We start from the raw sequence: 24,859 nt of genomic DNA, 5'->3' as shown, positions 1-24,859 counted from the left end.
TTCAAGCCCTCATCCCCTATTCCTGAGGTTAAATCACAGTTCCCATGACCTTTGCAAAAAGTGACAAAAAAAAGTGATCTTGATCATCCATTTTACGAAAAACCGAGGTATGCTGAAGTTATCCAAGACGGAGCAGACAGAGAGGTAAGTCATATGACAGTCAACATTACCAGTAAGCAAATGGATATCACCCCAGCAATTCGCAAGCATGTTGAAGACCGTCTCACCAAACTGGATAAATGGCAGGCCCAGTTGATAAACCCACATATTGTACTGTCCAAAGATCCGCAGGGATTTGTTGCCGATGCAACTATTAGTACGCCGATGGGCCCCTTGGTTGCCAGTGCCAAACATGACGATATGTATGCTGCAATTAACGAACTAATCACCAAACTAGAGCGTCAATTAAATAAAGTTCAACACAAAGGTGAAGCTCGTCGCGCAGCAAGCAGTGTTAAAGAGACCAATCTGGAGCCAGTAGATGTAGAGGAAGAAGAGTCCGAGCAGCAGCAATAGCCGGGTAAATCCATCTCATTTCGGATCTAACGCGCTTTCGGGCGCGTTTTTTATTGACAGCAATTCAGGCGCGCGGTTAGTTTAGGGGTGAGTGACTTTTACCCGTAACTTTATCCGTACAAAAAAAAGGCCACAGTAACGATGATCAATAAAGTGTTTTTCTTCGCATTCTTTTTTACCTTCCCCTGATTGGGAGGCGTTTCGTCGTGTGATAAAGAATGCGAAGACGAACAATAAAGCCTCCCCAGCGGGAGGTTTTTTTTTATGCATAAATACCCGTCATACTTCAAGTTGCATGTGCGTTGACCATCCTCCTGCAACTCGAATTATTTAGGGTGTAATCATTCAGAATGATAATTAAGGCAGATCCCTATGAGCGATAATCCGTTACTGGTGCTACGTGAGCGCATCAGCGCACTAGACTTAAAACTACTGGCATTACTGGCAGAGCGGCGTGAATTAGCGGTGGATGTTGCTAAGGCAAAGCAACTTCATCATCGTCCGATTCGCGATAAAGAACGTGAACGTGACTTGCTGGAAGCGCTAGTTGCAGCGGCTAAACCGTATGACCTTGATGGATTCTATGTCACACGTCTGTTCCAACTGATTATCGAAGACTCTGTACTGACGCAGCAGGCGCTGTTACAGCATCAGCTTAATCAAACCACGCTACACTCTGCCCGCATCGCCTTCCTCGGCCCAAAAGGTTCCTATTCACACCTTGCCGCTCGCCAATATGCCGCCCGTCATTTTGAGCAGTTGATTGAGTGTGGTTGCCAGAAATTCCAGGATATCTTTACTCAGGTAGAAACCGGGCAAGCTGATTACGCCGTGTTACCAATAGAGAATACCAGTTCCGGTTCGATTAATGATGTGTATGATTTGCTGCAACACACCAGTTTGTCTATTGTCGGCGAAATCACCAATCCGATTGACCATTGCGTCTTGGTAGCAACCGAGACTGACCTGAATCGAATTGAAACGGTGTACAGCCACCCACAACCTTTCCAGCAATGTAGCCAATTCATTAATCGCTTCCCCCACTGGAAAATCGAATATTGCGAAAGTACCGCTGCGGCAATGGAAAAAGTCGCGCAAATGAACTCACCGACAGCTGCTGCATTAGGCAGTGAGGCCGGTGGTGCACTGTATAATTTACAGGTGCTGGAACATAATCTGGCCAATCAGCAGCAAAACATTACCCGCTTCATCGTCCTTGCCCGCAAAGCCATTGAGGTCTCTGAACAGATCCCCGCCAAAACCACCTTAATTATGGCTACAGGCCAGCAGTCTGGGGCATTGGTTGAAGCACTCTTAGTGCTGAGAGATCAAGGTATCATCATGACGAAGCTCGAATCCCGACCCATTAATGGTAATCCGTGGGAGGAGATGTTTTATATTGATGTGCAGGCGAATTTACGTGCTGAAGCGATGCAAAAGGCATTGGCAAATCTGACGCCCATTACCCGCTCATTAAAAGTATTAGGCTGCTACCCTAGCGAAAATGTGGTGCCAGTTAACCCAAGCTAAAATGCAAAAAAGTCATCCCAATGCTTGGGATGACTTTTTAATCACGCCAGACGAATGGCTAACTCAGATTACTGGCGGTTATCGTTGGCCTGACGCAGTAGTGAACGGCTCTCGACCAAGAAGCGCTCCGCATAATCACCAAACCAATGCTCAACTTTCTGGAAGCTTTGGACAAAGGCTTTTTTATCACTCTGCTCCAGCAGTGTAATCGCCTCGCCGAAACGTTTGTAGTAACGCTTAATCAGCGCCAAATTATCTTCTGATGACATAATAATATCGGCGTAAAGCTGCGGGTCCTGCGCGAACAGCCGCCCTACCATCGCCAGCTCCAGGCGGTAAATCGGCGAAGAGAGCGCCAGCAATTGCTCCAATTGCACATTTTCCTCAGCCAGATGCAAGCCATATGCGAAGGTCGCAAAGTGACGCAATGCCTGAATAAATGCCATGTTCTGGTCATGCTCGACGGCACTTGTCCGGTGTAATCTCGCGCCCCAAACTTGCAACTGCTCCAGCAACCACTGGTAGGCTTGTGGATCACGGCCATCGCAGTAGACTACAACTTGCTTCGCCAGACTACCGACATCAGGGCCAAACATGGGATGCAGGCCAACAACCGGCCCATCATGAACGGCCAACATCGCTTGCAGTGGCCTACTCTTCACTGACGCCAGATCCAACAAAATGCAATCTGACGGCAATTTAGGCAACCGACCAATCACCTCTTCCGTGATATGGATTGGCACACTGACAATTACCATCCCAGCATCCGCCAGAATAGATTCAGCCTGCGGCCACTCATCTTGTTCCAGCGTTTTCACCTGATAACCCGACAGATTCAGCATCCGCGTAAATAAGCGCCCCATCTGCCCCTGCCCGCCAATGATGACCACAGGGCGCAAGTTCGGACACAAGGTTTTAAAACCTTTGTCATTTTCGCTGGTATAAGACTCTCGCATTATCCGACGCAGTACGTCTTCAATCAAATCCGGCGGTACACCTAAAGCCTCGGCTTCTTGTCGACGTGAGGCCAGCATCAAAGCTTCACGATCTGGAACATAAATAGGCAAGCCATAACGACTTTTAACTTCACCTACTTCGGCCACCAAATGCAGGCGTTTAGCCAGCAAATCCAACAGTGCTTTATCGACTTCATCAATTTGATCGCGCAACGCGGTCAGTTCAGCCACCATACTTACTTTTCCTCTACAGTCCGGGCCGCCAGCGCTGAACGTAACTCCTCATGCATGCTACGTAACAGGGTCTCAGTGCTTTCCCAGTTAATGCAGGCATCGGTCACTGAAACACCGTAGCGCATATCGGCACGCGGTTGCTCAGATGATTGATTACCTTCGTGGATGTTACTTTCCAGCATTACACCCGTGATAGAGCGATTGCCAGCCTTGATCTGTTCAACCACAGATTCAGCGACGGCAACCTGGCGGCGGTAGTCTTTATTCGAATTACCATGGCTGCAATCTATCATTAAGGATGGGATGAGTCCCGCATCCTGCATCTGTTTTTCACACTGAGCGACATCTTGGGCGCTGTAGTTAGGGGTTTTACCGCCACGTAAAATCACATGGCCGTGCGGATTACCCTGAGTTTGCAGTAAGCAAACCTGACCCGATTGGTTAATCCCCATAAAGCGATGTGGCATGGCCGCAGCACGCATTGCATTGATTGCCGTACCTAAGCTGCCATCGGTTCCATTTTTGAACCCGACCGGCATGGACAAACCTGAAGCCATTTCACGGTGAGTTTGTGATTCTGTGGTGCGAGCACCAATAGCTGACCAGCTGAATAGGTCACCCAAGTATTGTGGGCTGTTAGGATCCAATGCTTCAGTTGCCAGTGGCAGCCCCATGCCGACTAAATCGAGTAGTAATCGACGAGCAATATGTAACCCAGTTTCCACATCGAATGACCCATCCATTGCCGGATCATTGATAAGCCCCTTCCAGCCGACTGTGGTTCTCGGTTTTTCAAAATAGACGCGCATAACGATATACAGGCTATCACTTAGTTCGGCAGAGAGTTTTTTCAAATTACGCGCATAATCCAGAGCAGCATCTACATCGTGGATCGAACATGGGCCACACACGACTAATAAGCGAGGGTCTCGCCCCTGAACAATATCAGCAATGGTTTTGCGTGCGCTGGCAATCGCATACTGATCATTGTCGCTCAAAGGAAACTGATTTTTCAGTTCTTCCGGGGTTATCAGTATTTGTTCAGCACTGATATGGACATTATTGAGCGCATCTTTTTGCATGATCATATTCTTTACCTGTCTCTATTTAGCGGATGTCGTTTAAGCGTGTTTATCGTTTGAGGGCTTCACAATACCATGCCGTGTAAAGTTTTCAATCCATATGTGTAAATAAATAATTACCACCAATTTTGCAGGCACATTTCAGTTGGAGTTTTGCGGTGAGTCGCAGTTTCTACAGATGGTCCTAACCTCCCTTTGAGGTCATGATAAGATGCGGGAAATTTGTGGAGGCTGTATGTTAAGAGTCATCATCGTCGACGATGAACAACCCGCGCGCGAAGATTTACGCGAAAGATTGAGTGAAGAACAAGATATTGAGATCGTCGCCGAATGCAGTAACGCATTGGAAGCCATCCCCGCTATCCAGCGCCTGCAACCTGATGTGCTGTTTCTCGACATCCAGATGCCTAGAATTAATGGGCTGGAACTGGCCTCAATGCTAAACCCAGAAAGTATGCCACATATCGTTTTTGTCACGGCTTACGATGAATACGCCATCCGTGCTTTTGAAGAGCACGCCTTTGACTATCTGCTAAAACCGCTCGACCATCAACGGCTAGCAAAAACGCTGATTCGCTTAAGACGCGGCACCAGTGTAAATAATAATTTACATAAAATCACCGAATCCATGCTGCGGCATATCCCCTGCTCCGGCCACAACCGCATTTTTTTACTGAAAATCGAAGAAGTAGAATATCTCAGTTCCGAGCTTAGCGGGGTGCATGTCGTCGGGACAATACAGTCTGGCTATACCCAGTTATCACTCAAAACATTGGAAGAAAAAACTCCGTTTATCCGCTGCCATCGACAATATATGGTGAATACCGAACAGTTAGGGGAAATTCAGCTTATGGATAATGGTTCAGCTGAAGTTATTACCCGCAGCGGTAAGCATATCCCTGTGAGTCGCCGTTACTTGAAATCTCTAAAAGAGAAATTGGGAATTAGCTGAATCAGCTTCTCCCCCAAATAGCTAAAACAGAAATAGCCAAATCAATAGACGTTTTCTGGGGATTAATTCATCAATTGAAAAACAATATCAATACAATTTTTTTACAATCAATCCTTATATTCTATTTCCCACTTCCAATACCACTTTAATTAATTAGAAAAGTCTGAGCTGATATAAAAATAGAGACAGATCTCAGATTTATTTAATTACATAACTAAACAATGCTCCCTTGATATTAGCCAAGTTTTAATCAATACGATCTGTGCTTTGATAGAGAAAATCAAGTAAGAGCCATGCTCATTGCTTAAAACCAGCGAATACATAACCGAATTTTATTCATGTTGGAAGCAAGGTAATATTATGATAACACTACAATTTATAATTATAATTCTATGCCTATTAGCCGGTACACGCTACGGAGGGATGGGGCTGGGGTTAATAAGTGGTATTGGCTTATTTATTTTGACCTTTATCTTTGGCCTCGAACCCGGTAAACCACCCGTTGATGTTATGCTGACAATATTAGCCGTAATTGGCTGTGCGTCTGTATTACAAACTGCCGGTGGATTAAATGTCATGATGCAATTTGCTGAGCGATTATTACGTCGACACCCTCAGCATATTACGCTACTGGCTCCATTCACAACCTGGTCATTAACCTTTTTATGTGGTACTGGGCATGTTGTTTATACCATGTTCCCTATTATTTCAGATATCGCGATTAAAAAAGGAATTCGCCCCGAACGACCAATGGCAGTGGCATCTGTCGCGTCACAAATGGCGATTACTGCATCTCCAGTTTCAGTAGCTGTTGTTTCCTTGGTATCAATTATTGGTGCCAATCACGGTATTGGTCATGCGTATAGCATATTGGAAATTCTGGCTGTTTCAGTCCCAGCCTCTTTAGTTGGGGTGCTGATGGCAGCATTATGGAGCCTGCGCCGCGGTAAAGATCTGGATAAAGATCCTGATTTCCAAGAAAAAATCAAAGATCCAGAGCAACGCTCCTTTATCTATGGCTCAACAGATACATTATTAAATCAAGTTTTTCCGAAACAAGCTTACTGGTCTACCTGGATATTCTTCGCCGCTATTATCATCGTGGTATTACTCGGTGCCTTTGCTGACCTGCGCCCTGCTTTTGAGGTTAAAGGTAAGATGCAATCGCTGTCGATGAATCTGGTTATTCAGATGATGATGCTAATTGCCGGTGCAGTTATTCTTATTGGCTGTAAAGTTAAACCTAGTGATATCTCTAACGGCGCCGTATTCAAAGCCGGCATGGTCGCTATCTTCTCAGTATTCGGCGTTGCCTGGATGAGTGATACCTTCTTCCAAGCCCATATGGGCGATTTGAAATTGGTATTGGAAGATGTAGTGAAAAGTCAGCCATGGACATATGCCATTGTTCTATTCTTGGTCTCTAAATTAGTTAACAGTCAGGCAGCTGCATTGGCGGCCATCGCACCAATGGGCTTACAGCTCGGTGTTGATCCGAAAATGCTGATTGCATTCTTCCCGGCAGCTTATGGTTATTTTGTTCTGCCAACCTATCCAAGTGACCTGGCTTGTATCGGTTTTGACCGTTCCGGTACAACTAAGATTGGTAAATTCATTATTAACCATAGCTTTATCATTCCGGGGCTTATCGGTGTCATCTGCTCTTGTATCACCGGTTACTTGTTGGTGACGACTTTTATGTAATCGCAAGATGAAGCTGTCATGGATGACTTGCAGGGAGACCAGATTATATTTCTGGTCTCTCTATTTATGGCGCGCCAACATTTTAATCTGCCGACAAAAGCCTCTTTTTTATTAGCTTTTAAGAATGAACTCTTCGCTAAAACCCTCTTATTATAATTAATTATTCAATCCGAAATATCTTCTGAATAAGTTAGATCACAACTGCTACAATGCGAGCCGCATCACAATCATCATTTTTTCACCATGGACCTATTATGTTTTCTTTGCGTCATACCAGGGCGTTGCCGTTTCAAATCAGCACACTCGCTTTATCCCTAGTCAGCCTTTCAGTTCTTGCTGATGCCACTGTTTTTACTGCCTTAGACGATCCAGCCACAGCCAAAAAGAGCTTCGATGGTACAGTCGAGGCCGGTTATACCGCCCAGTCAGGTAATACGACCAACTCAACATTGACCGCTAACTCAACGTTAACTTGGTTCCAACCCAATACTGCTTACAGTTTGTGGGGTGCTGCACGCAATACCAGTGCTAATGATCAACGCTCCTCCGAACGTTATCAGTTAGGCGGGCGTACTCGTTATAATCTGACTGATCGTAACTATCTGTTTGGACAAGCTAGTTGGTTGAATGACCGTTACAACGGTTTTGATTCGCGCTCGGTATTAACCACGGGTTATGGTCGCCAGATTATGACCACGCCGTTGCATAACTTGCGGGTGGAGTTTGGTCCTGGTGTTCGCCATGATGAATTTTATGGCGGTGGCCGTGCGACAAAAGCATTGGCTTATGGCGGTGCAAACTATACTTATCAGTTAACGGATAATACCGTATTCAGTGAAGGGGTCTCTGCATTAGCGAACGAGGAAACTACGCTGAACTCAGAAACTGCGTTAAATGTCGCCATCAATAAAAGCTTCGCGCTGCGTTTAGCCTATGTTGTGACCTATAACACCAAACCACCTGCCAGTGCGCCAAAAAACACGGATACGACAACGTCAGTCACTCTGGTTTATGGCCTGTAACTATTCATAAGTCTCTTTAGCGTGGTGAGATGCCACGCTACTTCCCTTCGATCTCGTTCTTCTCCCCAACACTGACCTTCAGAGCTGAAATCTCTATCGCCATTTTGTAGCCACAAAAAAAGGGGCTAGCCCATGGCTAACCCCTTCATAACTATTAACTTTTGGATGCAGCGCTAGCTGTATCTTAGTTAAGACGCTCTTTAATACGAGCAGACTTACCAGTACGCTCACGCAGATAGTACAGTTTCGCTTGACGAACGGCACCACGACGTTTCACAGTAATGCTGTCGATTACTGGGGAGTGAGTTTGGAATACACGCTCAACACCTTCGCCGTTGGAAATTTTACGAACGGTGAACGCAGAATGCAGACCGCGGTTACGAATAGCGATAACCACGCCCTCGAATGCCTGCAGACGCTTTTTAGCACCTTCAACAACCCATACCTTAACTTCCACGGAATCACCCGGACGGAATGCAGGTACGTCCTGTTTCATCTGCTCTTGTTCGATTTGCTTGATAATATTGCTCATAATAAGTCTCTTACCCTAGGTAAACTGATATATCAGGATCATTGACACGTAGTGCAATGTTCCTTTCATAGTTCTGTTGCTCAGGGCTTATGTTCCCGTTGGAACTCAGCCAGCAACACCATTTGCTCGTCAGTCAGAGCTAGGCTTTCTAGAAGTTCAGGTCTTCTAAGCCAGGTACGGCCCAGCGACTGCTTTAAGCGCCAGCGACGAATCTCGGCATGGTTACCCGACAGTAATACTGGCGGAACCTCCATCCCTTCTAACACCTCAGGACGAGTGTAGTGTGGGCAATCCAGCAACCCATCAGCAAAAGAATCTTCCTCAGCTGAAGCCTGATGACCCAGCACTCCCGGGATAAAGCGGGATACTGAGTCGATCAACGTCATTGCCGGCAGCTCGCCACCGCTGAGAACGTAATCACCAATTGACCACTCTTCATCAATTTCGGTTTTAATTACGCGCTCATCAACTCCTTCGTACCGACCACAAACCAGAATCATTTTCGGATTCATAGCCAGTTCGCAAACACCCTGTTGGTCCAGTTTGCGCCCTTGAGGTGACAGATAGATCACCTTTGCTCCCTCGCCTGCCGCTGCTTTTGCTGCATGAATGGCTTCCCTTAACGGTTGCACCATCATCAACATTCCCGGGCCACCGCCGTATGGGCGATCATCCACGGTACGATGCCGATCGTAGGTAAAGTCACGAGGACTCCAACACTGCACGCTCAGCAGGCCATTTTTTACTGCCCGGCCAGTTACCCCGTAATCGGTTATTGCGCGGAACATCTCTGGAAACAGGCTAATAACACCGATCCACATTGTTTTGTTCCACTCACTTTTGCCGTTTAATTCGGAGGTCAAAAACCAGGATCCCAATCTACTTCAACACGTTGAGCAGTGAGATCGACACTCTTGATAACCTGCCCATGAAGAAACGGGACCAACCGCTCCTTCATACCGAATGCATCTTTCAGGTTTGCTTTCACTACCATCACATCGTTAGAGCCGGTTTCCATCATATCGATGATTTTACCCAGTTCGTAACCCGTGGTTGTTACTACCTGACAGCCCATAAGGTCTTTCCAGTAGTAATCATCCTCTTCCAGTGTGGGTAGCTGCTTAGAATCTACGATAATTTCGCAATTAGTCAGTAAATTAGCGGCATCCCGATCATCAACACCTTTAACTTTGATGATCAGATCCTGACTGTGGCGCTTCCAGTCTTCCAACTCGACATGCTGCCACTTACCGGCCTGCTGGATAAACCACGGCTGGTAATCGAAAATGCTTTCGGCGTTCTCGGTGGATGAAAATACTCTGAGCCAACCGCGAATGCCGTAAGTCGAACCCATTTTACCGAGAACAATCGGCTGGTCGGGAACGACTGGATTGAGTTGCTTGCTCATAATAACCACCACCGCGACAGATTAAGCTGCTTTCTTAGCGTCTTTGATCAGCGCAGATACGCGATCAGAAACGGTAGCACCCAGGCCGATCCAATGTTCGATACGGTCCAGGTCTAAACGCAGAGCTTCAGCCTGACCAGATGCGATCGGGTTAAAGAAGCCTACACGTTCGATGAAACGACCGTCACGAGCATTACGGCTGTCGGTCACTACTACTTGATAAAACGGACGCTTTTTAGCGCCGCCACGAGCCAAACGAATTGTTACCATAACATCCTCTTTAGTTAATAAAACAACTGGACCCCATCGGGGAACGGGGTCCAGTTGCAATATAAAAAGCCCGAAAATTTTACTCATTTTGGCGCAAAAAGCAATCTAAAGCGTAGATTCCTGTGCGCTAGTTTTGGAATGAGTGCAATTTCCTTCGTTTACCGCCGTTTTCAGCGGGAAATCTTTACTCATCTCACACTGGCGACCCCCGCAGCGTGAAATGACGTTTAGCGGCCTGGGAAACCCGGTGGCATCATGCCTTTCATGCCACGCATCATCTTGGCCAACCCGCCATTTTTCATTTTCTTCATCATGCGCTGCATTTCATCGAACTGCTTAAGTAAGCGGTTAACGTCCTGCACTTGCACGCCAGAACCGGTAGCAATGCGGCGCTTACGTGAGCCTTTGATGATTTCTGGTTTAGCACGCTCTTTCAGCGTCATCGAGTTGATGATCGCCTCCATGCGCACGGTCACTTTGTCATCCATTTGCGACTTCACGTTTTCTGGCAACTGACCAGCACCCGGCATTTTGCTTAACATGCTAGCCATGCCGCCCATGTTACGCATCTGCTTGAGCTGATCGAGGAAATCATTTAGATCGAAACCGTCGCCTTTTTTCAGCTTGGTTGCCAGCTTTTCCGCCTGCGCGCGGTCAACTTTGCTCTCAATGTCTTCAATCAGGGAGAGAACGTCGCCCATCCCCAGAATACGTGAGGCTACGCGATCTGGGTGGAACGGCTCAAGCGCTTCGGTTTTCTCACCGACACCGAGGAATTTAATCGGTTTACCGGTGATATGGCGGATAGACAACGCAGCACCGCCACGAGCATCACCATCAACTTTGGTCAGTACCACACCCGTGAGAGGTAGTGCTTCGTTAAAGGCTTTTGCCGTATTCGCGGCATCCTGACCGGTCATGGCATCGACGACAAACAGTGTTTCGACCGGATTGATCGCCCCATGAATCTGTTTGATCTCATCCATCATCGCTTCATCGACGTGTAGACGACCAGCGGTATCGACAATCAGAACATCATAAAACTTGAGCTTCGCCTGTTGCAGAGCGCGATTAACGATATCAATCGGTTTTTCTTGCACATCAGACGGGAAGAAATCAATGCTAACCTGTTGTGCCAGCGTTTCTAGCTGTTTGATCGCCGCAGGGCGATAAACGTCGGCAGAGACTACCAGCACTTTTTTCTTATGTTTTTCTTTAAGGAACTTACCCAGCTTGGCCACACTGGTGGTTTTACCCGCACCTTGCAGGCCAGCCATTAACACCACTGCTGGCGGTTGCGCGGCCAGGTTCAGTTCGTTATTGACCTCGCCCATCGCGGCAATAAGTTCATTTTTAACTATTTTGACGAACTCCTGCCCTGGCGTGAGGCTTTTATTCACCTCATGCCCGACAGCGCGCTCTTTAACCCGGTTGATAAAGTCACGAACAACCGGCAGAGCAACGTCAGCTTCCAATAACGCCATGCGAACTTCACGCAGCGTCTCTTTAATATTTTCTTCGGTCAGCCGGCCACGGCCGCTGATATTGCGCAGTGTGCGCGACAATCGATCAGTTAAGTTCTCAAACATTGTCTCATACTCAACGTGGAAACAGGCCGCTCTGGCGACACAATGGGGGGATTATAACACGAAGCGTAAACGATCTCTGCCTTCACGTCGGAGAACGGTTGGAGCGAGACGCGCTCAACGCTATACTGGCAATCTAATTCACTTAGCCGATGCTTATATAACGCTATGCCCGTGTTCTCCATTTTGGCTTTGATCGCTTATTCGCTCAGCCTGGGCTTGATTGTCCCAAGCTTGGTGCAAAAAAATAGTGCTTACCGGCGGTTAGCGCTGATTTCTGCCGTCGTAGCGCTAGTGTGCCACGCTATTGCGCTGAAGCATCAGATATTTGACGTTGGTGGTGGCCAAAACCTCACTTTATTGAATATCGGCTCTATCGTCGGGCTGATGATCTGTACAATTATGACTATCGTCGCCTCACAGGGGCGAGGCTGGTTCCTACTGCCTATCGTCTATAGTTTTGCCATGATCAATCTGGCCCTTGCCAGCTTGCTGCCCGGCGAATTTATTACCCATTTAGAAGCCAGCCCGGCAATATTCGTTCACATTGGGCTGGCGCTTTTTGCTTACGCGACACTGATCATCGCGGCACTCTATGCGCTACAGCTAGCTTGGCTCGACTATCAGCTAAAGAATAAGAAAGTGACCTTTAATGCCGATATGCCGCCATTAATGAGCATTGAGCGCAAAATGTTCCATATCACTCAAATTGGCGTGGTATTGCTCACACTGACCCTGTGCACTGGTTTGCTTTATATGGACAATATATTTAGCAAAGAAAATGTCCATAAAGCGGTGTTATCGATTATGGCCTGGTTTGTCTATATTGTCTTATTGTGGGGCCATTACCATGAAGGCTGGCGCGGGCGCAGAGTGATTTGGTTCAGTTTTGCTGGCGCATTTCTGCTTACACTGGCTTATTTTGGTAGCCGGCTGGTTCAGGAAATCATGGTTCCTTAGTCATTCCTCAGCCATTCGCACATGGCCCTGTTGAACTAACAGGGTCCTTATCGCAATTAAGGAATACTGCGTTGGATCATGTATCAACTAGCACGCTGATCATTATTCTGGTCATTATGATCGTGGTTTCGGCTTATTTTTCAGCTTCCGAAACCGGTATGATGACACTTAATCGCTATCGTCTACGCCACTTGTCCAAGCAAGGAAATCGCGCCGCACGCCGGGTTGAGAAGCTGCTACGTCGCCCCGACCGATTAATAAGTTTGGTCCTGATTGGCAATAATCTGGTGAATATTCTGGCTTCAGCACTTGCGACTATCGTCGGTATCCGGTTATACGGAAATGCAGGGGTCGCCATTGCAACTGGGGTGCTTACCTTTGTGGTGCTGATTTTTGCTGAAGTGATGCCGAAAACTATCGCGGCCCTTTATCCTGAACGTGTTGCGTTCCCCAGTAGTGTGTTGCTGGCTCCTTTGCAGAAAATCATGCTACCTCTGGTATGGTTGCTCAATACTATCACTCGTGGGTTGATGCGCATGTGCGGTATACGTGGGAATGTGCACCGCAGTGATGCAGTCAGCAAAGATGAATTGCGCAGTATTGTGAATGAATCCCAATCACAAATTTCCCGCCGTAATCAAGATATGTTGATATCCGTGCTGGATCTGGAAAAGGTCACGGTCGGCGATATCATGGTGCCGCGCAATGAGGTGGTAGGCATTGATATCAATGATGATTGGAAGTCAATCATGCGCCAGCTCACCCACTCTCCCCATGGTCGTATCGTGTTGTATCGCCAGTCATTAGATGATGCTATTGGCATGTTGCGGGTGCGGGAAGCCTATCGACTCATGACTGAAAAGAGAGAGTTTAATAAAGAGAATCTGCTACGTGCAGCCGATGAAATCTACTTTATCCCCGAGGGGACACCGCTGAATGTGCAACTGGTGAAATTCCAGCGGAATAAAGAGAAAGTCGGGATGATTGTCGATGAATATGGCGATATCCAAGGGTTGGTGACGGTTGAAGATATTTTGGAAGAGATTGTTGGCGACTTCACCACCTCAATGTCCCCTACGCTCGCCGAAGAGGTCAATCCGCAAAGTGATGGTTCAGTACTAATTGATGGCAGCGCCAGTGTCCGTGAACTCAACAAAGCCTTTAATTGGTCACTACCGGTCGATGCCCGCACGATTAATGGCATGCTACTGGAAGCACTGGAAGAGATTCCGCAGGTAGATGCTCAAGTCCGTGTCGGACATTATTTGATTGATGTGCTGGATGTGCAAGAAAATATGATTAAGCGGGTACGTGTGAAGCCGATCATAGCTCAGGATCATTCATCGCTATAAAGAGCTGTTGTAAACGTGCAGCGCAGATGACCCAGTAAAAAATAGAAAAGACGCCTTTTTAGCGTCTTTTGAGGTTATTGACAAAGTGCCGATTGCGAAGAGAACAGGTAGAACGTAAAGACGCCGTAAATCCCTCCCTGGAGGCCCGAGCCGCGCCATCGGGTTTGTCAGTAGTCTGAAAAACAAATAGATAGAATCTGCACGCTAGATATGCAACTCAGTCAGTTTCTCTTTCGGCAATGCCAGCTCTTCGTTATGGTTGATACGTACACCACGGTCAATAATGCCTTTGGCAATTTCCTGTGCTTCTTCCAACGAGTGCATATGATAAGTCCCGCACTGGTATTCATTCAGCTCAGGAATTTTCCGTTGATCAGTGACCTTCAACACATCGGCCATTGCCGCTTGCCAGGCATCGGCTACTCGTTGCTCATCAGGCGTACCAATTAGACTCATATAGAAACCAGTACGGCATCCCATAGGGGAGATATCGATGATTTCAACACCGTTACCATTGAGGTGGTTACGCATGAAACCCGCAAACAGGTGTTCTAACGTATGAATCCCGCGCTCTGGCATCACTTCTTTGTTCGGCACACAGAAGCGTAAATCAAATACAGTTATCTCGTCGCCATGAGGGGTTTTCATCGTCTTAGCAACACGTACTGCCGGGGCTTTCATAATGGTATGATCTACAGTAAAGCTATCCAGTAATGGCATTTAGTTACCTCCTCATAAAAAAAGTCATTTTTATTCGATCTTTTTTCGCAACCTGTGAAACTTTTTTCTATCCCACGCGTCTTAATATGTGAAAGACGCGCATTTGTTATCATCATCCCTGTTTTACCAGAGATGTTAATTTGGCCACAGAAGTTATGTGGCCTTTTCTTTTTACTGCCCGCCGTGAAGCAACAAGTACTCTTCAAAGCTTAGCTTATCTTTGAGTTCCAGCTCACGTTGGCGCTGCCATGACGCCTCGCCCTCTGCGGCCAACTGCTCTTCTGTCAGCAACTCCAATGGCTCACTTTGCAGCATTGTCCTGTAGCGCTCAGCTAACTCAAGACCGACACCACCAATACCACCTTCTTTCATCGCTTGCAAAATACGCGCGGAGAATGTCAGGCTCGGGTCATCAAACGAGGCGACTAATTCGTCACAAACCTGTTGATACTCCGTGCTCTCTTTGCCATCTAATACTTCTGCAACGCGGCGTAAGTCCGCAAACAGATCTTTGCCCACCTTCTCTAGCGGCTCACGGGTATCGTTACATCCCATACCGATGGTTTGCCCAGGTTTACGCCCTTCCAAAATGACCCGATTCCAGTTCTTACGGGTACACAGCAATTCGTCACTGCTCATTTCAGGCGCATCCGCCAGCACACACCAAATCAGGAACAGATCGAGGAAACGCGCCTGAACCGCATCAACACCAATTGGTGAGAATGGGTTAATGTCCAGCGAACGCACTTCGATATATTCAATACCGCCACGCAATAAAGCATCAGAAGGTGATTCACCGGCACGGGTAACCCGTTTAGGTCTGATCGGCGCATAGAGCTCATTTTCAATCTGCAACACATTGGTATTCAGTTGCAGGTGACGTTCACCCTCTTTAAGCCCCAGAGCCGCATACTCTTCTGATGGCGTTTGAATCGCCCGCTTCAGCCCAGCAACATAGGTGTTTAGATCATTAAACGTAATGCCCAAGTTGCTTTGCGATTTATTGGTATACCCCAGATCACTCAAGCGCAATGAGGTGGCATAAGGTAAATAGCACATCCCTTTATCGTTGCGTTCAAATGGCAATGCGGTCTCACGCCCTTGCAGGAATGATGAGCAAATCGCCGGAGATGCCCCAAACAGGTAAGGAATAACCCAACCAAAGCGATAGTAGTTGCGAATCAGGCGGAAATAGCCCGCTGAAATCTCTTCTTTACCACTTTTTTCATCGGTGACACCTGCCCATGCCTGCCAGAACTCCAGCGGCAAAGAGAAGTTATAGTGCACACCTGAAATAGTTTGCATCAACGCACCATAACGGTTTTTTAAGCCCTCACGGTAAAGTGTTTTGAAGCGACCAATATTAGAAGAGCCATATTTAGCCAGTTCAATATCCTGCTCAGCCCCGATAAAGCAAGGCATGCTGAGTGGCCACATGCGCTCGTCACCCAATTTACGTGCGGTATAACGGTGGATATCACGTAAAAACGTCAGTAGATGGTCAATATCACCATCTACTGGCGTAATGAACTCCAGCAATGCCTCAGCAAAATCAGTGGTAATCCATTGATGTGTTAGTGCTGCACCCAATGATTCTGGATGACCCGTCGAGGCTAATTGGCCATCGGCAGTCACTCTCAATGTTTCCCGCTCGATACCGCGACGGATCCCTTTCAGGGCTTTAGGGTGCGCTTCCAACCAAGTCAGCGCGTGTGATACATCCGGGATCAAATCGACCTCCCGCTCTTGAAAACCATAACTCGTCAGCATACTGAAACTGCATAGATGTGACTACGTAAGTTTGTCACACGTTTTACTGCCACCAGGCAACTCCTTGCAGCGTAATCACCGTTAACACGATATAACGCAATGCTTTTCCCAGACACAGAAAAAAAGCGACAAGGCCCCAGGGCATACGCAACCAGCCTGCCAACACACACATCAAATCGCCCACTATCGGTAGCCAGCTCAACAACAAAGCTGCCGGGCCAAAACGTTGAAGCCAGCCGAGTGCTGTACTCATCCCACGCTGTGGCTTTAACTCCGGTAATAAACGCCCTATAACAACATTTGTTAGCCCCCCCAAAGTATTTCCGACGGTGGCAGACAACACCAGCATCATGGCGGGCGCACTGCCTGCCATTAATAGGGTGACTAACAGAATTTCAGAATTTCCGGGTAAGAGCGTCGCGCTGAGAAAACTACTCCCAAACAATGAAGCTATGGCTAGCGTACTACTCACAGTAGACGCACATCAACTATTGCCATATTCGCCCTTTTCGCGGCCTCGACACCAAAGTCTGCATCTTCAAAGACCACGCATTGATCTGCACGCACGCCGAGTAACTCTGCACAACGCAAGAATGTCTCAGGCTCTGGTTTATGTTTGGCGACATCATCAGCACCAACAATTACATCGAAATAGCCTCGTAGGCCCAGATGCCGTAAAAGCATCTCAGCCATAGCGTGCTCGCTTCCAGTGCCGACAGCCATAGGTTTACGCCCATGGTAGGCTTTAACCACCTCTATGAGCGGCAGAGGCTTCACATTATCCAGCAGCATCGTTTTCACCAGCGCGGTTTTCTTCGCAGCCAGTAAATGAGGATCCAGATCCGATTGGTGATTAGCGATGATTACGCGGGCAATTTGCCAGGTAGGCGAACCATTCAAAGCGACCATGGCTTGCTCGTCAAAATGCATCCCGTAAGGTGTGAGCACCTGACGCCATGCCTGACGATGGGTGGACTCTGTGTCCAGGATGGTGCCATCCATATCAAAGATCAGGCCATCATAATGATCGTACATCGTGACCCCACGACCAGGCAGAAAATGAAAAGCTACTTTATCGCAAACTAACTAAATTGTCGCTGACTGTATAATTACATGAATTTAATAAAGAAAAAGTAGTTTCCATCAAGATAAGCTCGCATTTACCATCAGGGAAACAGGTGAGTTTGGCCGTTAAAGTAAGAGAGGAGAGTTAAAAGATTTCAAGCGGTTGAATGGCGCAAAGCCAAAAAGCAGAAAACCCCGCCATAGCGAGGTTTCTTAATATGGTGCACCCAGGAAGATGACTCGGCTTCGCCTCGCCCTGCGGGCCGTTGCTAAAGAAACGTTGTCTCGCTACGCTCGGCTCGAACTTCCGACCGCTCGCTTCTGTGGTTATCCGAAGCTCAAAAGCAGAAAACCCCGCCATAGCGAGGTTTCTTAATATGGTGCACCCAGGAAGATGACTCGGCTTTGCCTCGCCCTGCGGGCCGTTGCTAAAGCAACGTTGTCTCGCTACGCTCGGCTCGAACTTCCGACCGCTCGCTTCTTTGGTTATCCGAAGCTCAAAAGCAGAAAACCCCGCCATAGCGAGGTTTCTTAATATGGTGCACCCAGGAAGATGACTCGGCTTTGCCTCGCCCTGCGGGCCGTTGCTAAAGCAACGTTGTCTCGCTACGCTCGGCTCGAACTTCCGACCGCTCGCTTCTGTGGTTATCCGAAGCTCAAAAGCAGAAAACCCCGCCATAGCGAGGTTTCTTAATATGGTGCACCCAGGAAGATTCGAACTTCCGACCGCTCGGTTCGTAGCCGAGTACTCTATCCAGCTGAGCTATGGGTGCGATTTTGTATTTCTAATTTTACGGAGGCGTTTCAACAAGTGAAACTTAACAACAAGATGTATGACCTAGAAGATGGTGCACCCAGGAAGATTCGAACTTCCGACCGCTCGGTTCGTAGCCGAGTACTCTATCCAGCTGAGCTATGGGTGCAATTAATTCTTTGACACTACCTGATGTTCATTTGACTATTTCACCATACTGCAAAATATGGTGCACCCAGGAAGATTCGAACTTCCGACCGCTCGGTTCGTAGCCGAGTACTCTATCCAGCTGAGCTATGGGTGCATAGTAAATGGCGGTGAGGGAGGGATTCGAACCCTCGATACAGCTTTTGACCGTATACTCCCTTAGCAGGGGAGCGCCTTCAGCCTCTCGGCCACCTCACCATACGCTTCTTTCGAATTGTGCCTAACTTGCTTTTGAAGAAGCTCATCGGCACTGCGTGGCGCACATATTACTTTCCCGCACTTATAAGTCAAACAATTTTTCCCAACTCACGTTCATTTGCACAATTCACACGCAACATGACTAGTTTGACGTCGAAAAGAGTGTTTTATCAACAGGCAAGATAGTGCTTATTGATACGCAATTTGCATCGGGACAAAAAAGAAATTATTCCGATAGCTCGTTAAATAGGCCGAAAACAGGGGTGAGGACTGAGGAGAAAACGCAAAAAGGAAATAAGGTGGCATAACAAGGGGGAATAAACAGCAGTAGCGCCTCGTTTGACACGAGACGCTGCTTCAAAATCAGTAAGTCGTCGGTTGAGACTTTTCTGCTTGGATGCGCTGGTAGATTTCTTCACGGTGAACAGAAACCTCTTTCGGAGCATTTACACCAATTCGAACCTGGTTGCCTTTAACTCCTAATACAGTAACCGTAACCTCATCGCCAATCATGAGTGTTTCACCAACTCGACGAGTCAGAATAAGCATTCTTTGCTCCTTGAAAAATTAAAAGAGTCGGGTCTCTCAGTTTCCCCGCCATTATCCATCATACACCGTGAAAACGTAAGCCATCACATTCACATAAAATGTAAGTAGCTTGGTCGAGTCTTTAACTAATACCTAAAACAAGTTTAGCTGAAGCAAACAACTTTGCGTTTAACTTTGTTATCGAACTATGACAGGAAAATTGAAAAACGCCATATCCAACACAGAGATATGGCGTATTGATTTAATAGATATTACTTGTTTATAGCCGGGATGCTACCCATGCCTCTACGCTTGCTAATGCCGATGGCAATGCCTGCACATCAGTACCGCCTGCTTGAGCCATATCAGGGCGTCCGCCGCCTTTACCGCCTACCTGTTGGGCAATATCAGCGATTAGCTCACCCGCTTTTACTTTGCCCGTAAGATCTTTGGTTACGCCAACAATCAGGCTGACCTTATCATCTGCTGTCGTTGCCAGCACAATAATAGCCGAACCCAGTTGATTCTTAAGATCATCAACCATGGTACGCAGCATCTTTGGCTCTACATTGTCCAACTGGCTAACTAAAAGTTTCACGCCATTGACCAGTTTTGCACTGGATGACAAAGAGGCACTCTCCTGGGCTGCCTGCTGATCTTTTAGCTGCTGGAGTTCACGTTCAAGCATTTTACTGCGATCGAGCACCGCACGAACTTTATCTGCCAGATTATGGGTATCAGCCTTCACCAGATGAGCAACATCCTGAAGCAAGTCACTTTGCTGATGCAACAGAGCTATTGCGCCCTCGCCTGTCACAGCTTCAATACGGCGAATACCCGCAGCAGTGCCTGACTCTGACAATATGCGGAACAAGCCAATATCACCAGTACGACTAGCGTGGATACCACCACAGAGTTCGGTTGAGAAATCACCCATGCTCAAAACGCGCACTTGGTCATCATATTTCTCGCCAAACAGAGCCATGGCACCTTTTTCTTTCGCTGCATCCAGTTCCATCACTTCAGTCTGGATTGGTAAGTTACGGCGAATCTGCTCGTTAACTAAATCTTCTACTAAGCGAATTTGCTCTGGCTTCATTGCTTCAAAATGCGAGAAATCGAAACGCAGATATTTATCATTCACCAAGGAGCCTTTCTGCGCCACATGCTCGCCCAACGTTTTACGCAATGCAGCATGCAGTAAATGAGTTGCAGAGTGGTTCAGACGAATACGGTCACGTCGTGTGGCATCAACCTGAGCATCAATACTGTGGTTAACCCGTAACGTGCCATGAGTTAATTTCCCCAGATGCCCGATAGCCTGACCATATTTCTGAGTATCAGCGACAACAAAAGTTGCTGTCGCATTTTTCAGCTCACCGGTATCACCAACCTGCCCGCCAGATTCACCGTAGAATGGCGTTTGATTCAGTACGACAACTGCTTCTTCACCTGCATGAATTTCATCAACGGCCTGGCCATTACGGAATAGCGCGGTAACCGTTGCTTGCTGATGAACATGGTCATAACCAGAGAATTGGCTCGCACTATCAACACGGATCAGGCTGTTATAGTCTGCACCAAAGCCACTGGATTCACGGGCGCGGCGGCGCTGAGCTTCCATTGCTTGCTCAAAACCAGCTTCATCTACTTTAAGATTGCGCTCACGGCAAACATCCGCGGTTAAATCAACCGGGAAGCCGTAGGTGTCATACAAACGGAAGGCGGTTTCCCCGTCGAGAGTGTCACCAGTCAGTTTGTTGAGCTCCTCATCCAGCAGTGCTAAACCGCGCTCTAATGTCCGTGCAAACTGCTCTTCTTCGGTTTTCAGAACTTGCTCAACCATGGCCTGTTGTTGTTTCAATTCATCAGCGGCGGAGCCCATTACGGCGATCAGCGGAGCAACCAATTTATAGAAGAAGGTATCTTTAGCACCCAACATATTGCCATGACGAATTGCACGGCGAATGATACGGCGTAAAACATAGCCACGGTTTTCATTTGATGGAATCACACCATCAGAGATAAGGAAGGCACAAGAGCGGATATGGTCAGCAATAACACGTAGTGACTTACTTGAAAAATCAGTAGCGCCGGTGACATCTGCCACCGCAGTAATCAAATCGCGGAACAGGTCAATCTCGTAGTTAGAGTTAACGTGCTGCAATACCGCTGCAATACGCTCAAGCCCCATACCGGTATCAACTGACGGCTTAGGCAGTGGCAACATTGTGCCATCAGACTGTCGGTTAAACTGCATGAAGACGATATTCCAGATCTCAATATAGCGGTCGCCGTCTTCTTCTGCCGAGCCTGGAGGCCCCCCCAGATATGATCACCATGATCAAAGAAAATCTCTGTGCACGGGCCACAAGGGCCGGTATCACCCATTTGCCAGAAGTTATCTGAGGCAAAGGCACCGCCTTTATTATCACCAATACGGATGATACGTTCATGAGGAATACCAACGTCGTTAGCCCAGATCTCATAGGCTTCGTCGTCAGTCTCATAAACAGTTACCCAAAGCTTTTCTTTCGGTAAATTGAACCACTGTTCGCCGGTTAATAGTTCCCATGCGAAGCTGATAGCGTCATGTTTGAAGTAATCACCAAAGCTGAAGTTACCCAACATTTCAAAGAAGGTATGATGACGTGCGGTGTAGCCTACATTTTCAAGGTCATTATGCTTACCACCCGCCCGCACGCAGCGCTGAGAGGTCGTCGCACGGGAATAAGCCCGCTTATCTAAACCTAAGAATACGTCCTTAAACTGGTTCATCCCGGCATTGGTAAACAGCAGCGTAGGGTCGTTATTAGGGACCAAAGAGCTGCTTGATACAACCTGATGTCCCTTGCTATGGAAGAAATCGAGAAACGCTTGGCGAATCTCAGCGGTGCTCTTACTCATAATTGTCCCGGAAACAAGCTAAAAGAATAGTCCGTGAGCATATCGCATACCTATAACTGGTAACACACTGGGTAAGCTCACGAGCAAAAAGTGGGAATAAGATAAATTTTCTTCGAGGGGAAGTAAAATCCCGTGTGCATTCATTCGGAAAAATCATTGTAAATCGACTGAATTTCTTCTTGGAAGAAGCCACGATAGAGGAGATAACGCTGAACTTTGGCCTTTTCCTTCCATTCAACAGGCAAAATTTCACTAAATTTACGCTGTGCAATCTCTTTTGCGAGGATACACCAGTCGATTTCACTGATTTCGAATGCCGCTTGAATTATCTCTTTATCGACACCTTTTTGCATCAATTCTGAGCGGATACGTTGTGCACCATATCCTTTGCGACTGCGGCTATTTATATAGCTGGTAGCAAACCGAGAATCGTCCAGCCAATCATGTTGGTAGCAATACTCAATTACCTGATCGATAACTTTTGGATCGATATCGTCAGTGATTTTGTCACACTCACTATTAGTGCGTTTTCCCCAATTTCCTTTGGCTGAAAATGGCTGTGCCGCAAGTTTCCGACGCAATTCAGATTCGCTATGATCACGTTGGGAGAGCAGTCTCATGGCGCGACTTAGCAGGTCATTCATATATCCTTCTTACTTGAAGTGACAACTGTGTTAGCAGCTCTCGCTCACTCGAATTACTGACTGATGTCTGCTCATCGGGATTCATTCTCGCGTGTGCCGCATCTCCAATAACGTTGGGTATGGGTATAAGTGGAGGACTGTATACCAACCGCTATCTATTAAAATGGCCCACTCTCAGGGCCATTTGCTAACTAATTAACGTGCTAACACTATTGACGGTTAAACCTACGAATTAAAACTCTTCGCTGGTTTCATCAGTTTCATCGGCAACGGTTGCGGTGACTACAGGTTGTTCACCATTGCCGCCATTGAGCAGCATTTCACGCAGTTTTTTATCCAACTCAGCAGCAACGGCTGGGTTTTCTTTTAAGTAGTTGCTGGCATTCGCTTTACCCTGACCAATCTTGTCACCGTTATAGCTATACCATGCGCCAGCTTTCTCGATCAGTTTGTGTTTAACACCCAAATCAACCAGTTCGCCGTTAATGTTGATGCCTTCGCCGTACAGAATCTGGAACTCAGCTTGCTTAAATGGCGCGGCAATTTTGTTTTTCACGACTTTAACGCGAGTCTCGCTACCAACAACCACGTCACCATCTTTTACTGCACCAATACGGCGGATATCCAAACGTACAGACGCGTAAAATTTAAGCGCATTACCACCGGTGGTGGTTTCAGGGTTACCGAACATCACGCCGATTTTCATACGAATCTGGTTAATGAAGATCAGTAAGGTATTGGCGTTTTTCAGGTTACCAGCCAGTTTACGCATGGCCTGGCTCATCATACGAGCCGCGAGGCCCATATGAGAGTCACCAATTTCGCCTTCAATTTCGGCTTTTGGTGTCAATGCTGCCACGGAGTCAACAATGATTACGTCAACAGCACCGGAGCGGGTTAACGCGTCACAGATTTCCAGCGCTTGTTCGCCCGTATCTGGCTGAGAACACAGCAAGTTATCAATATCTACGCCTAATTTCTTGGCATAAATTGGATCAAGCGCATGCTCTGCATCGATAAATGCGCAGGTCTTGCCTTCACGCTGTGCGGCGGCAATAACCTGTAATGTTAGTGTTGTTTTACCTGATGATTCAGGGCCATAAATCTCAACAATACGCCCCATTGGCAGGCCACCAGCCCCCAATGCGATATCAAGAGAAAGTGAACCGGTAGAGATGGTTTCAACATCCATTGAGCGGTCTTCGCCAAGACGCATGATAGAGCCTTTGCCGAACTGTTTTTCAATTTGGCCCAGTGCTGCTGCTAACGCCTTTTGTTTATTCTCATCAATAGCCATTTTTACTCCCTCTCTGGTATGCCGGGGTTACCCCTACCATCACCACTGAATGTTGTTTTGTACAGGAAATTAACGCTAATTATACTGTACAATCATACAGTATCAAGCCTATTTTTACAGAAAATCATCGAATAGTGTTTGTAGTGCGAAAACAGCCGCTTGCAGCCTCACGGTGTCACGGTCACCGGAGAAAAGCTGCTTGTACGCCACGACTCGCCCTTCGCGCGCCGCAAAAGCGAACCACACAGTTCCAACCGGCTTATCCGCACTACCACCATCGGGCCCTGCAATACCGCTGATAGCGACCGCAAAGTCGGCGTTGGCCGCGCTCAGTGCCCCAAGCGCCATCTCTCGCACCACGGCCTCACTTACCGCACCATAATTTGCCAATGTGGTTTCGTCGACACCCAGTAAATCATGTTTTGCCGCATTGCTGTATGTCACGAAACCACGGTCAAAGTACGCGGAACTGCCTGCGATATCTGTCAGTGCTTTGGCAACCCAGCCACCAGTACAGGATTCAGCACAAGTCACCCAGGCAGCACGCGCTTTCAATTTATTACCGACCGCAATACTGAGCTGACGTAATTGTTTCTCGCTCATTGTTGCCCCCACAGTCATTAACTCTTCGCCGCCGATAGTAGCACTTCTTTGGCTCGAATCGA

At 47.4% G+C, this 24,859-nt stretch carries 22 protein-coding genes, 4 tRNA genes, 3 other RNA genes, 1 pseudogene and 1 other annotated feature; of the genes and pseudogenes, 7 read left to right on the top strand and 23 right to left on the bottom strand.

Features of this window, described 5'->3' with window-relative positions:
* The first annotated feature begins 153 nt into the window (after positions 1-153).
* Together raiA and pheA are read left to right on the top strand one after the other, a co-directional pair.
* Entirely contained in the window at positions 154-516 is a 363-nt protein-coding gene (gene raiA, locus HRK25_RS10705) for a ribosome-associated translation inhibitor RaiA (protein WP_005278381.1), read from the top strand.
* A 140-nt stretch (positions 517-656) separates the two neighbouring features.
* Positions 657-781 (top strand) — a sequence feature (Phe leader region).
* 107 nt (positions 782-888) lie between these two features.
* Complete coding sequence (gene pheA / locus HRK25_RS10700) at positions 889-2,046, top strand: bifunctional chorismate mutase/prephenate dehydratase (RefSeq protein ID WP_005278396.1); 1,158 nt, start codon at positions 889-891, stop codon at positions 2,044-2,046.
* Positions 2,047-2,114: 68 nt separating this feature from the next.
* On the opposite strand, the gene tyrA is transcribed toward pheA, so the two are convergent.
* On the bottom strand, positions 2,115-3,236 hold the full coding sequence (gene tyrA / locus HRK25_RS10695) for a bifunctional chorismate mutase/prephenate dehydrogenase (protein WP_005278399.1): 1,122 nt from the start codon (positions 3,234-3,236) through the stop codon (positions 2,115-2,117).
* A 2-nt stretch (positions 3,237-3,238) separates the two neighbouring features.
* A complete protein-coding gene (locus tag HRK25_RS10690; RefSeq protein WP_032898737.1) occupies positions 3,239-4,318 on the bottom strand; it encodes a 3-deoxy-7-phosphoheptulonate synthase in 1,080 nt (359 codons plus the stop codon).
* 235 nt (positions 4,319-4,553) lie between these two features.
* Here HRK25_RS10690 and btsR point away from each other — a divergent pair, with 235 nt between their 5' ends.
* The 3 genes from btsR (at position 4,554) to HRK25_RS10675 (ending at position 7,996) form a co-directional block, all read left to right on the top strand.
* A complete protein-coding gene (gene btsR / locus HRK25_RS10685; protein WP_005278415.1) occupies positions 4,554-5,270 on the top strand; it encodes a two-component system response regulator BtsR in 717 nt (238 codons plus the stop codon).
* A 360-nt stretch (positions 5,271-5,630) separates the two neighbouring features.
* Complete coding sequence (locus HRK25_RS10680) at positions 5,631-6,974, top strand: anaerobic C4-dicarboxylate transporter (protein ID WP_032898730.1); 1,344 nt, start codon at positions 5,631-5,633, stop codon at positions 6,972-6,974.
* 254 nt (positions 6,975-7,228) lie between these two features.
* Positions 7,229-7,996 carry a DUF481 domain-containing protein gene (locus tag HRK25_RS10675; RefSeq protein ID WP_005278419.1) on the top strand — a complete coding sequence of 256 codons (768 nt, stop codon included), beginning with the start codon at positions 7,229-7,231 and terminating at the stop codon, positions 7,994-7,996.
* Between the two features lie 184 nt (positions 7,997-8,180).
* Here HRK25_RS10675 and rplS read toward each other — a convergent pair whose 3' ends face one another.
* From rplS to ffh, 5 genes are all read right to left on the bottom strand, one after another.
* Entirely contained in the window at positions 8,181-8,528 is a 348-nt protein-coding gene (gene rplS / locus HRK25_RS10670; protein WP_005278421.1) for a 50S ribosomal protein L19, read from the bottom strand.
* A gap of 80 nt (positions 8,529-8,608) precedes the next feature.
* Positions 8,609-9,349 (bottom strand): tRNA (guanosine(37)-N1)-methyltransferase TrmD, encoded by a 741-nt coding sequence (trmD, locus tag HRK25_RS10665; RefSeq protein ID WP_005278423.1) that lies wholly within the window; start codon positions 9,347-9,349, stop codon positions 8,609-8,611.
* Positions 9,350-9,387: 38 nt separating this feature from the next.
* Positions 9,388-9,936, bottom strand: a complete 549-nt coding sequence (rimM, locus tag HRK25_RS10660; RefSeq protein WP_032898732.1) for a ribosome maturation factor RimM — start codon at positions 9,934-9,936, stop codon at positions 9,388-9,390.
* 21 nt (positions 9,937-9,957) lie between these two features.
* On the bottom strand, positions 9,958-10,206 hold the full coding sequence (gene rpsP, locus HRK25_RS10655) for a 30S ribosomal protein S16 (protein WP_004877236.1): 249 nt from the start codon (positions 10,204-10,206) through the stop codon (positions 9,958-9,960).
* A 227-nt stretch (positions 10,207-10,433) separates the two neighbouring features.
* Positions 10,434-11,795: a signal recognition particle protein gene (gene ffh, locus HRK25_RS10650; protein WP_005278428.1), complete on the bottom strand. Its 1,362-nt coding sequence runs from the start codon at positions 11,793-11,795 to the stop codon at positions 10,434-10,436.
* Positions 11,796-11,960: 165 nt separating this feature from the next.
* On the opposite strand from ffh, the gene HRK25_RS10645 reads away from it, so the two are divergent.
* Together HRK25_RS10645 and HRK25_RS10640 are read left to right on the top strand one after the other, a co-directional pair.
* Positions 11,961-12,752, top strand: a complete 792-nt coding sequence (locus HRK25_RS10645) for a cytochrome C assembly family protein (RefSeq protein ID WP_005278430.1) — start codon at positions 11,961-11,963, stop codon at positions 12,750-12,752.
* A 71-nt stretch (positions 12,753-12,823) separates the two neighbouring features.
* Positions 12,824-14,104, top strand: coding sequence for an HlyC/CorC family transporter (locus HRK25_RS10640; RefSeq protein ID WP_032898734.1), 1,281 nt, complete (start codon positions 12,824-12,826; stop codon positions 14,102-14,104).
* 204 nt (positions 14,105-14,308) lie between these two features.
* On the opposite strand, the gene luxS is transcribed toward HRK25_RS10640, so the two are convergent.
* The 16 genes and pseudogenes from luxS to pncC all read right to left on the bottom strand — a co-directional run bounded on the left by luxS (position 14,309) and on the right by pncC (position 24,797).
* On the bottom strand, positions 14,309-14,824 hold the full coding sequence (gene luxS / locus HRK25_RS10635; protein ID WP_005278434.1) for an S-ribosylhomocysteine lyase: 516 nt from the start codon (positions 14,822-14,824) through the stop codon (positions 14,309-14,311).
* A gap of 171 nt (positions 14,825-14,995) precedes the next feature.
* Positions 14,996-16,594, bottom strand: a complete 1,599-nt coding sequence (gene gshA, locus HRK25_RS10630; protein ID WP_005278437.1) for a glutamate--cysteine ligase — start codon at positions 16,592-16,594, stop codon at positions 14,996-14,998.
* A 43-nt stretch (positions 16,595-16,637) separates the two neighbouring features.
* Positions 16,638-17,066 (bottom strand): YqaA family protein, encoded by a 429-nt coding sequence (locus HRK25_RS10625; RefSeq protein WP_032898735.1) that lies wholly within the window; start codon positions 17,064-17,066, stop codon positions 16,638-16,640.
* Positions 17,063-17,629, bottom strand: coding sequence for a fructose-1-phosphate/6-phosphogluconate phosphatase (gene yqaB, locus HRK25_RS10620; protein ID WP_005278443.1), 567 nt, complete (start codon positions 17,627-17,629; stop codon positions 17,063-17,065). The genes HRK25_RS10625 and yqaB overlap by 4 nt, the downstream gene beginning before the upstream one ends.
* Positions 17,630-17,878: 249 nt before the next feature.
* Positions 17,879-17,997, bottom strand: a non-coding RNA gene (locus HRK25_RS10615) — RtT sRNA.
* Positions 17,998-18,037: 40 nt separating this feature from the next.
* Positions 18,038-18,157: non-coding RNA, RtT sRNA (locus HRK25_RS10610), on the bottom strand.
* 39 nt (positions 18,158-18,196) lie between these two features.
* Positions 18,197-18,315, bottom strand: a non-coding RNA gene (locus tag HRK25_RS10605) — RtT sRNA.
* A 40-nt stretch (positions 18,316-18,355) separates the two neighbouring features.
* Positions 18,356-18,432: transfer RNA gene (locus HRK25_RS10600), tRNA-Arg, on the bottom strand.
* A gap of 73 nt (positions 18,433-18,505) precedes the next feature.
* Positions 18,506-18,582: transfer RNA gene (locus tag HRK25_RS10595), tRNA-Arg, on the bottom strand.
* A gap of 58 nt (positions 18,583-18,640) precedes the next feature.
* A tRNA-Arg gene (locus tag HRK25_RS10590) sits at positions 18,641-18,717 on the bottom strand.
* A gap of 8 nt (positions 18,718-18,725) precedes the next feature.
* Positions 18,726-18,818, bottom strand: a tRNA-Ser gene (locus HRK25_RS10585).
* A 363-nt stretch (positions 18,819-19,181) separates the two neighbouring features.
* Positions 19,182-19,367: a carbon storage regulator CsrA gene (gene csrA, locus HRK25_RS10580; RefSeq protein WP_002209449.1), complete on the bottom strand. Its 186-nt coding sequence runs from the start codon at positions 19,365-19,367 to the stop codon at positions 19,182-19,184.
* Positions 19,368-19,626: 259 nt separating this feature from the next.
* Positions 19,627-22,253: pseudogene (gene alaS / locus HRK25_RS10575) on the bottom strand (alanine--tRNA ligase).
* A 140-nt stretch (positions 22,254-22,393) separates the two neighbouring features.
* Entirely contained in the window at positions 22,394-22,897 is a 504-nt protein-coding gene (gene recX / locus HRK25_RS10570; protein WP_005273983.1) for a recombination regulator RecX, read from the bottom strand.
* A gap of 232 nt (positions 22,898-23,129) precedes the next feature.
* Entirely contained in the window at positions 23,130-24,194 is a 1,065-nt protein-coding gene (gene recA, locus HRK25_RS10565) for a recombinase RecA (RefSeq protein WP_005273986.1), read from the bottom strand.
* A gap of 114 nt (positions 24,195-24,308) precedes the next feature.
* Complete coding sequence (gene pncC, locus HRK25_RS10560) at positions 24,309-24,797, bottom strand: nicotinamide-nucleotide amidase (RefSeq protein ID WP_032897756.1); 489 nt, start codon at positions 24,795-24,797, stop codon at positions 24,309-24,311.
* Positions 24,798-24,859: the final 62 nt, after the last annotated feature.

This window comes from Yersinia bercovieri ATCC 43970 (assembly GCF_013282745.1).
Lineage (GTDB): Bacteria > Pseudomonadota > Gammaproteobacteria > Enterobacterales > Enterobacteriaceae > Yersinia > Yersinia bercovieri.
Note: the sequence above shows the minus strand (reverse complement) of the source record. Positions and strands in the feature narration are given on the sequence as shown.

Excerpts from the sequence above, each read along its gene's own strand:
- raiA (WP_005278381.1), top strand. The coding sequence starts at position 154 with ATGACAGTCAACATTACCAGTAAGCAAATGGATATCACCCCAGCAATT.
- pheA (WP_005278396.1), top strand. The coding sequence starts at position 889 with ATGAGCGATAATCCGTTACTGGTGCTACGTGAGCGCATCAGCGCACTA.
- tyrA (WP_005278399.1), bottom strand. The coding sequence starts at position 3,236 with ATGGTGGCTGAACTGACCGCGTTGCGCGATCAAATTGATGAAGTCGAT.
- HRK25_RS10690 (WP_032898737.1), bottom strand. The coding sequence starts at position 4,318 with ATGCAAAAAGATGCGCTCAATAATGTCCATATCAGTGCTGAACAAATA.
- btsR (WP_005278415.1), top strand. The coding sequence starts at position 4,554 with ATGTTAAGAGTCATCATCGTCGACGATGAACAACCCGCGCGCGAAGAT.
- HRK25_RS10680 (WP_032898730.1), top strand. The coding sequence starts at position 5,631 with ATGATAACACTACAATTTATAATTATAATTCTATGCCTATTAGCCGGT.
- HRK25_RS10675 (WP_005278419.1), top strand. The coding sequence starts at position 7,229 with ATGTTTTCTTTGCGTCATACCAGGGCGTTGCCGTTTCAAATCAGCACA.
- rplS (WP_005278421.1), bottom strand. The coding sequence starts at position 8,528 with ATGAGCAATATTATCAAGCAAATCGAACAAGAGCAGATGAAACAGGAC.
- trmD (WP_005278423.1), bottom strand. The coding sequence starts at position 9,349 with ATGTGGATCGGTGTTATTAGCCTGTTTCCAGAGATGTTCCGCGCAATA.
- rimM (WP_032898732.1), bottom strand. The coding sequence starts at position 9,936 with ATGAGCAAGCAACTCAATCCAGTCGTTCCCGACCAGCCGATTGTTCTC.
- rpsP (WP_004877236.1), bottom strand. The coding sequence starts at position 10,206 with ATGGTAACAATTCGTTTGGCTCGTGGCGGCGCTAAAAAGCGTCCGTTT.
- ffh (WP_005278428.1), bottom strand. The coding sequence starts at position 11,795 with ATGTTTGAGAACTTAACTGATCGATTGTCGCGCACACTGCGCAATATC.
- HRK25_RS10645 (WP_005278430.1), top strand. The coding sequence starts at position 11,961 with ATGCCCGTGTTCTCCATTTTGGCTTTGATCGCTTATTCGCTCAGCCTG.
- luxS (WP_005278434.1), bottom strand. The coding sequence starts at position 14,824 with ATGCCATTACTGGATAGCTTTACTGTAGATCATACCATTATGAAAGCC.
- gshA (WP_005278437.1), bottom strand. The coding sequence starts at position 16,594 with ATGCTGACGAGTTATGGTTTTCAAGAGCGGGAGGTCGATTTGATCCCG.
- yqaB (WP_005278443.1), bottom strand. The coding sequence starts at position 17,629 with ATGTACGATCATTATGATGGCCTGATCTTTGATATGGATGGCACCATC.
- csrA (WP_002209449.1), bottom strand. The coding sequence starts at position 19,367 with ATGCTTATTCTGACTCGTCGAGTTGGTGAAACACTCATGATTGGCGAT.
- recX (WP_005273983.1), bottom strand. The coding sequence starts at position 22,897 with ATGAATGACCTGCTAAGTCGCGCCATGAGACTGCTCTCCCAACGTGAT.
- recA (WP_005273986.1), bottom strand. The coding sequence starts at position 24,194 with ATGGCTATTGATGAGAATAAACAAAAGGCGTTAGCAGCAGCACTGGGC.
- pncC (WP_032897756.1), bottom strand. The coding sequence starts at position 24,797 with ATGAGCGAGAAACAATTACGTCAGCTCAGTATTGCGGTCGGTAATAAA.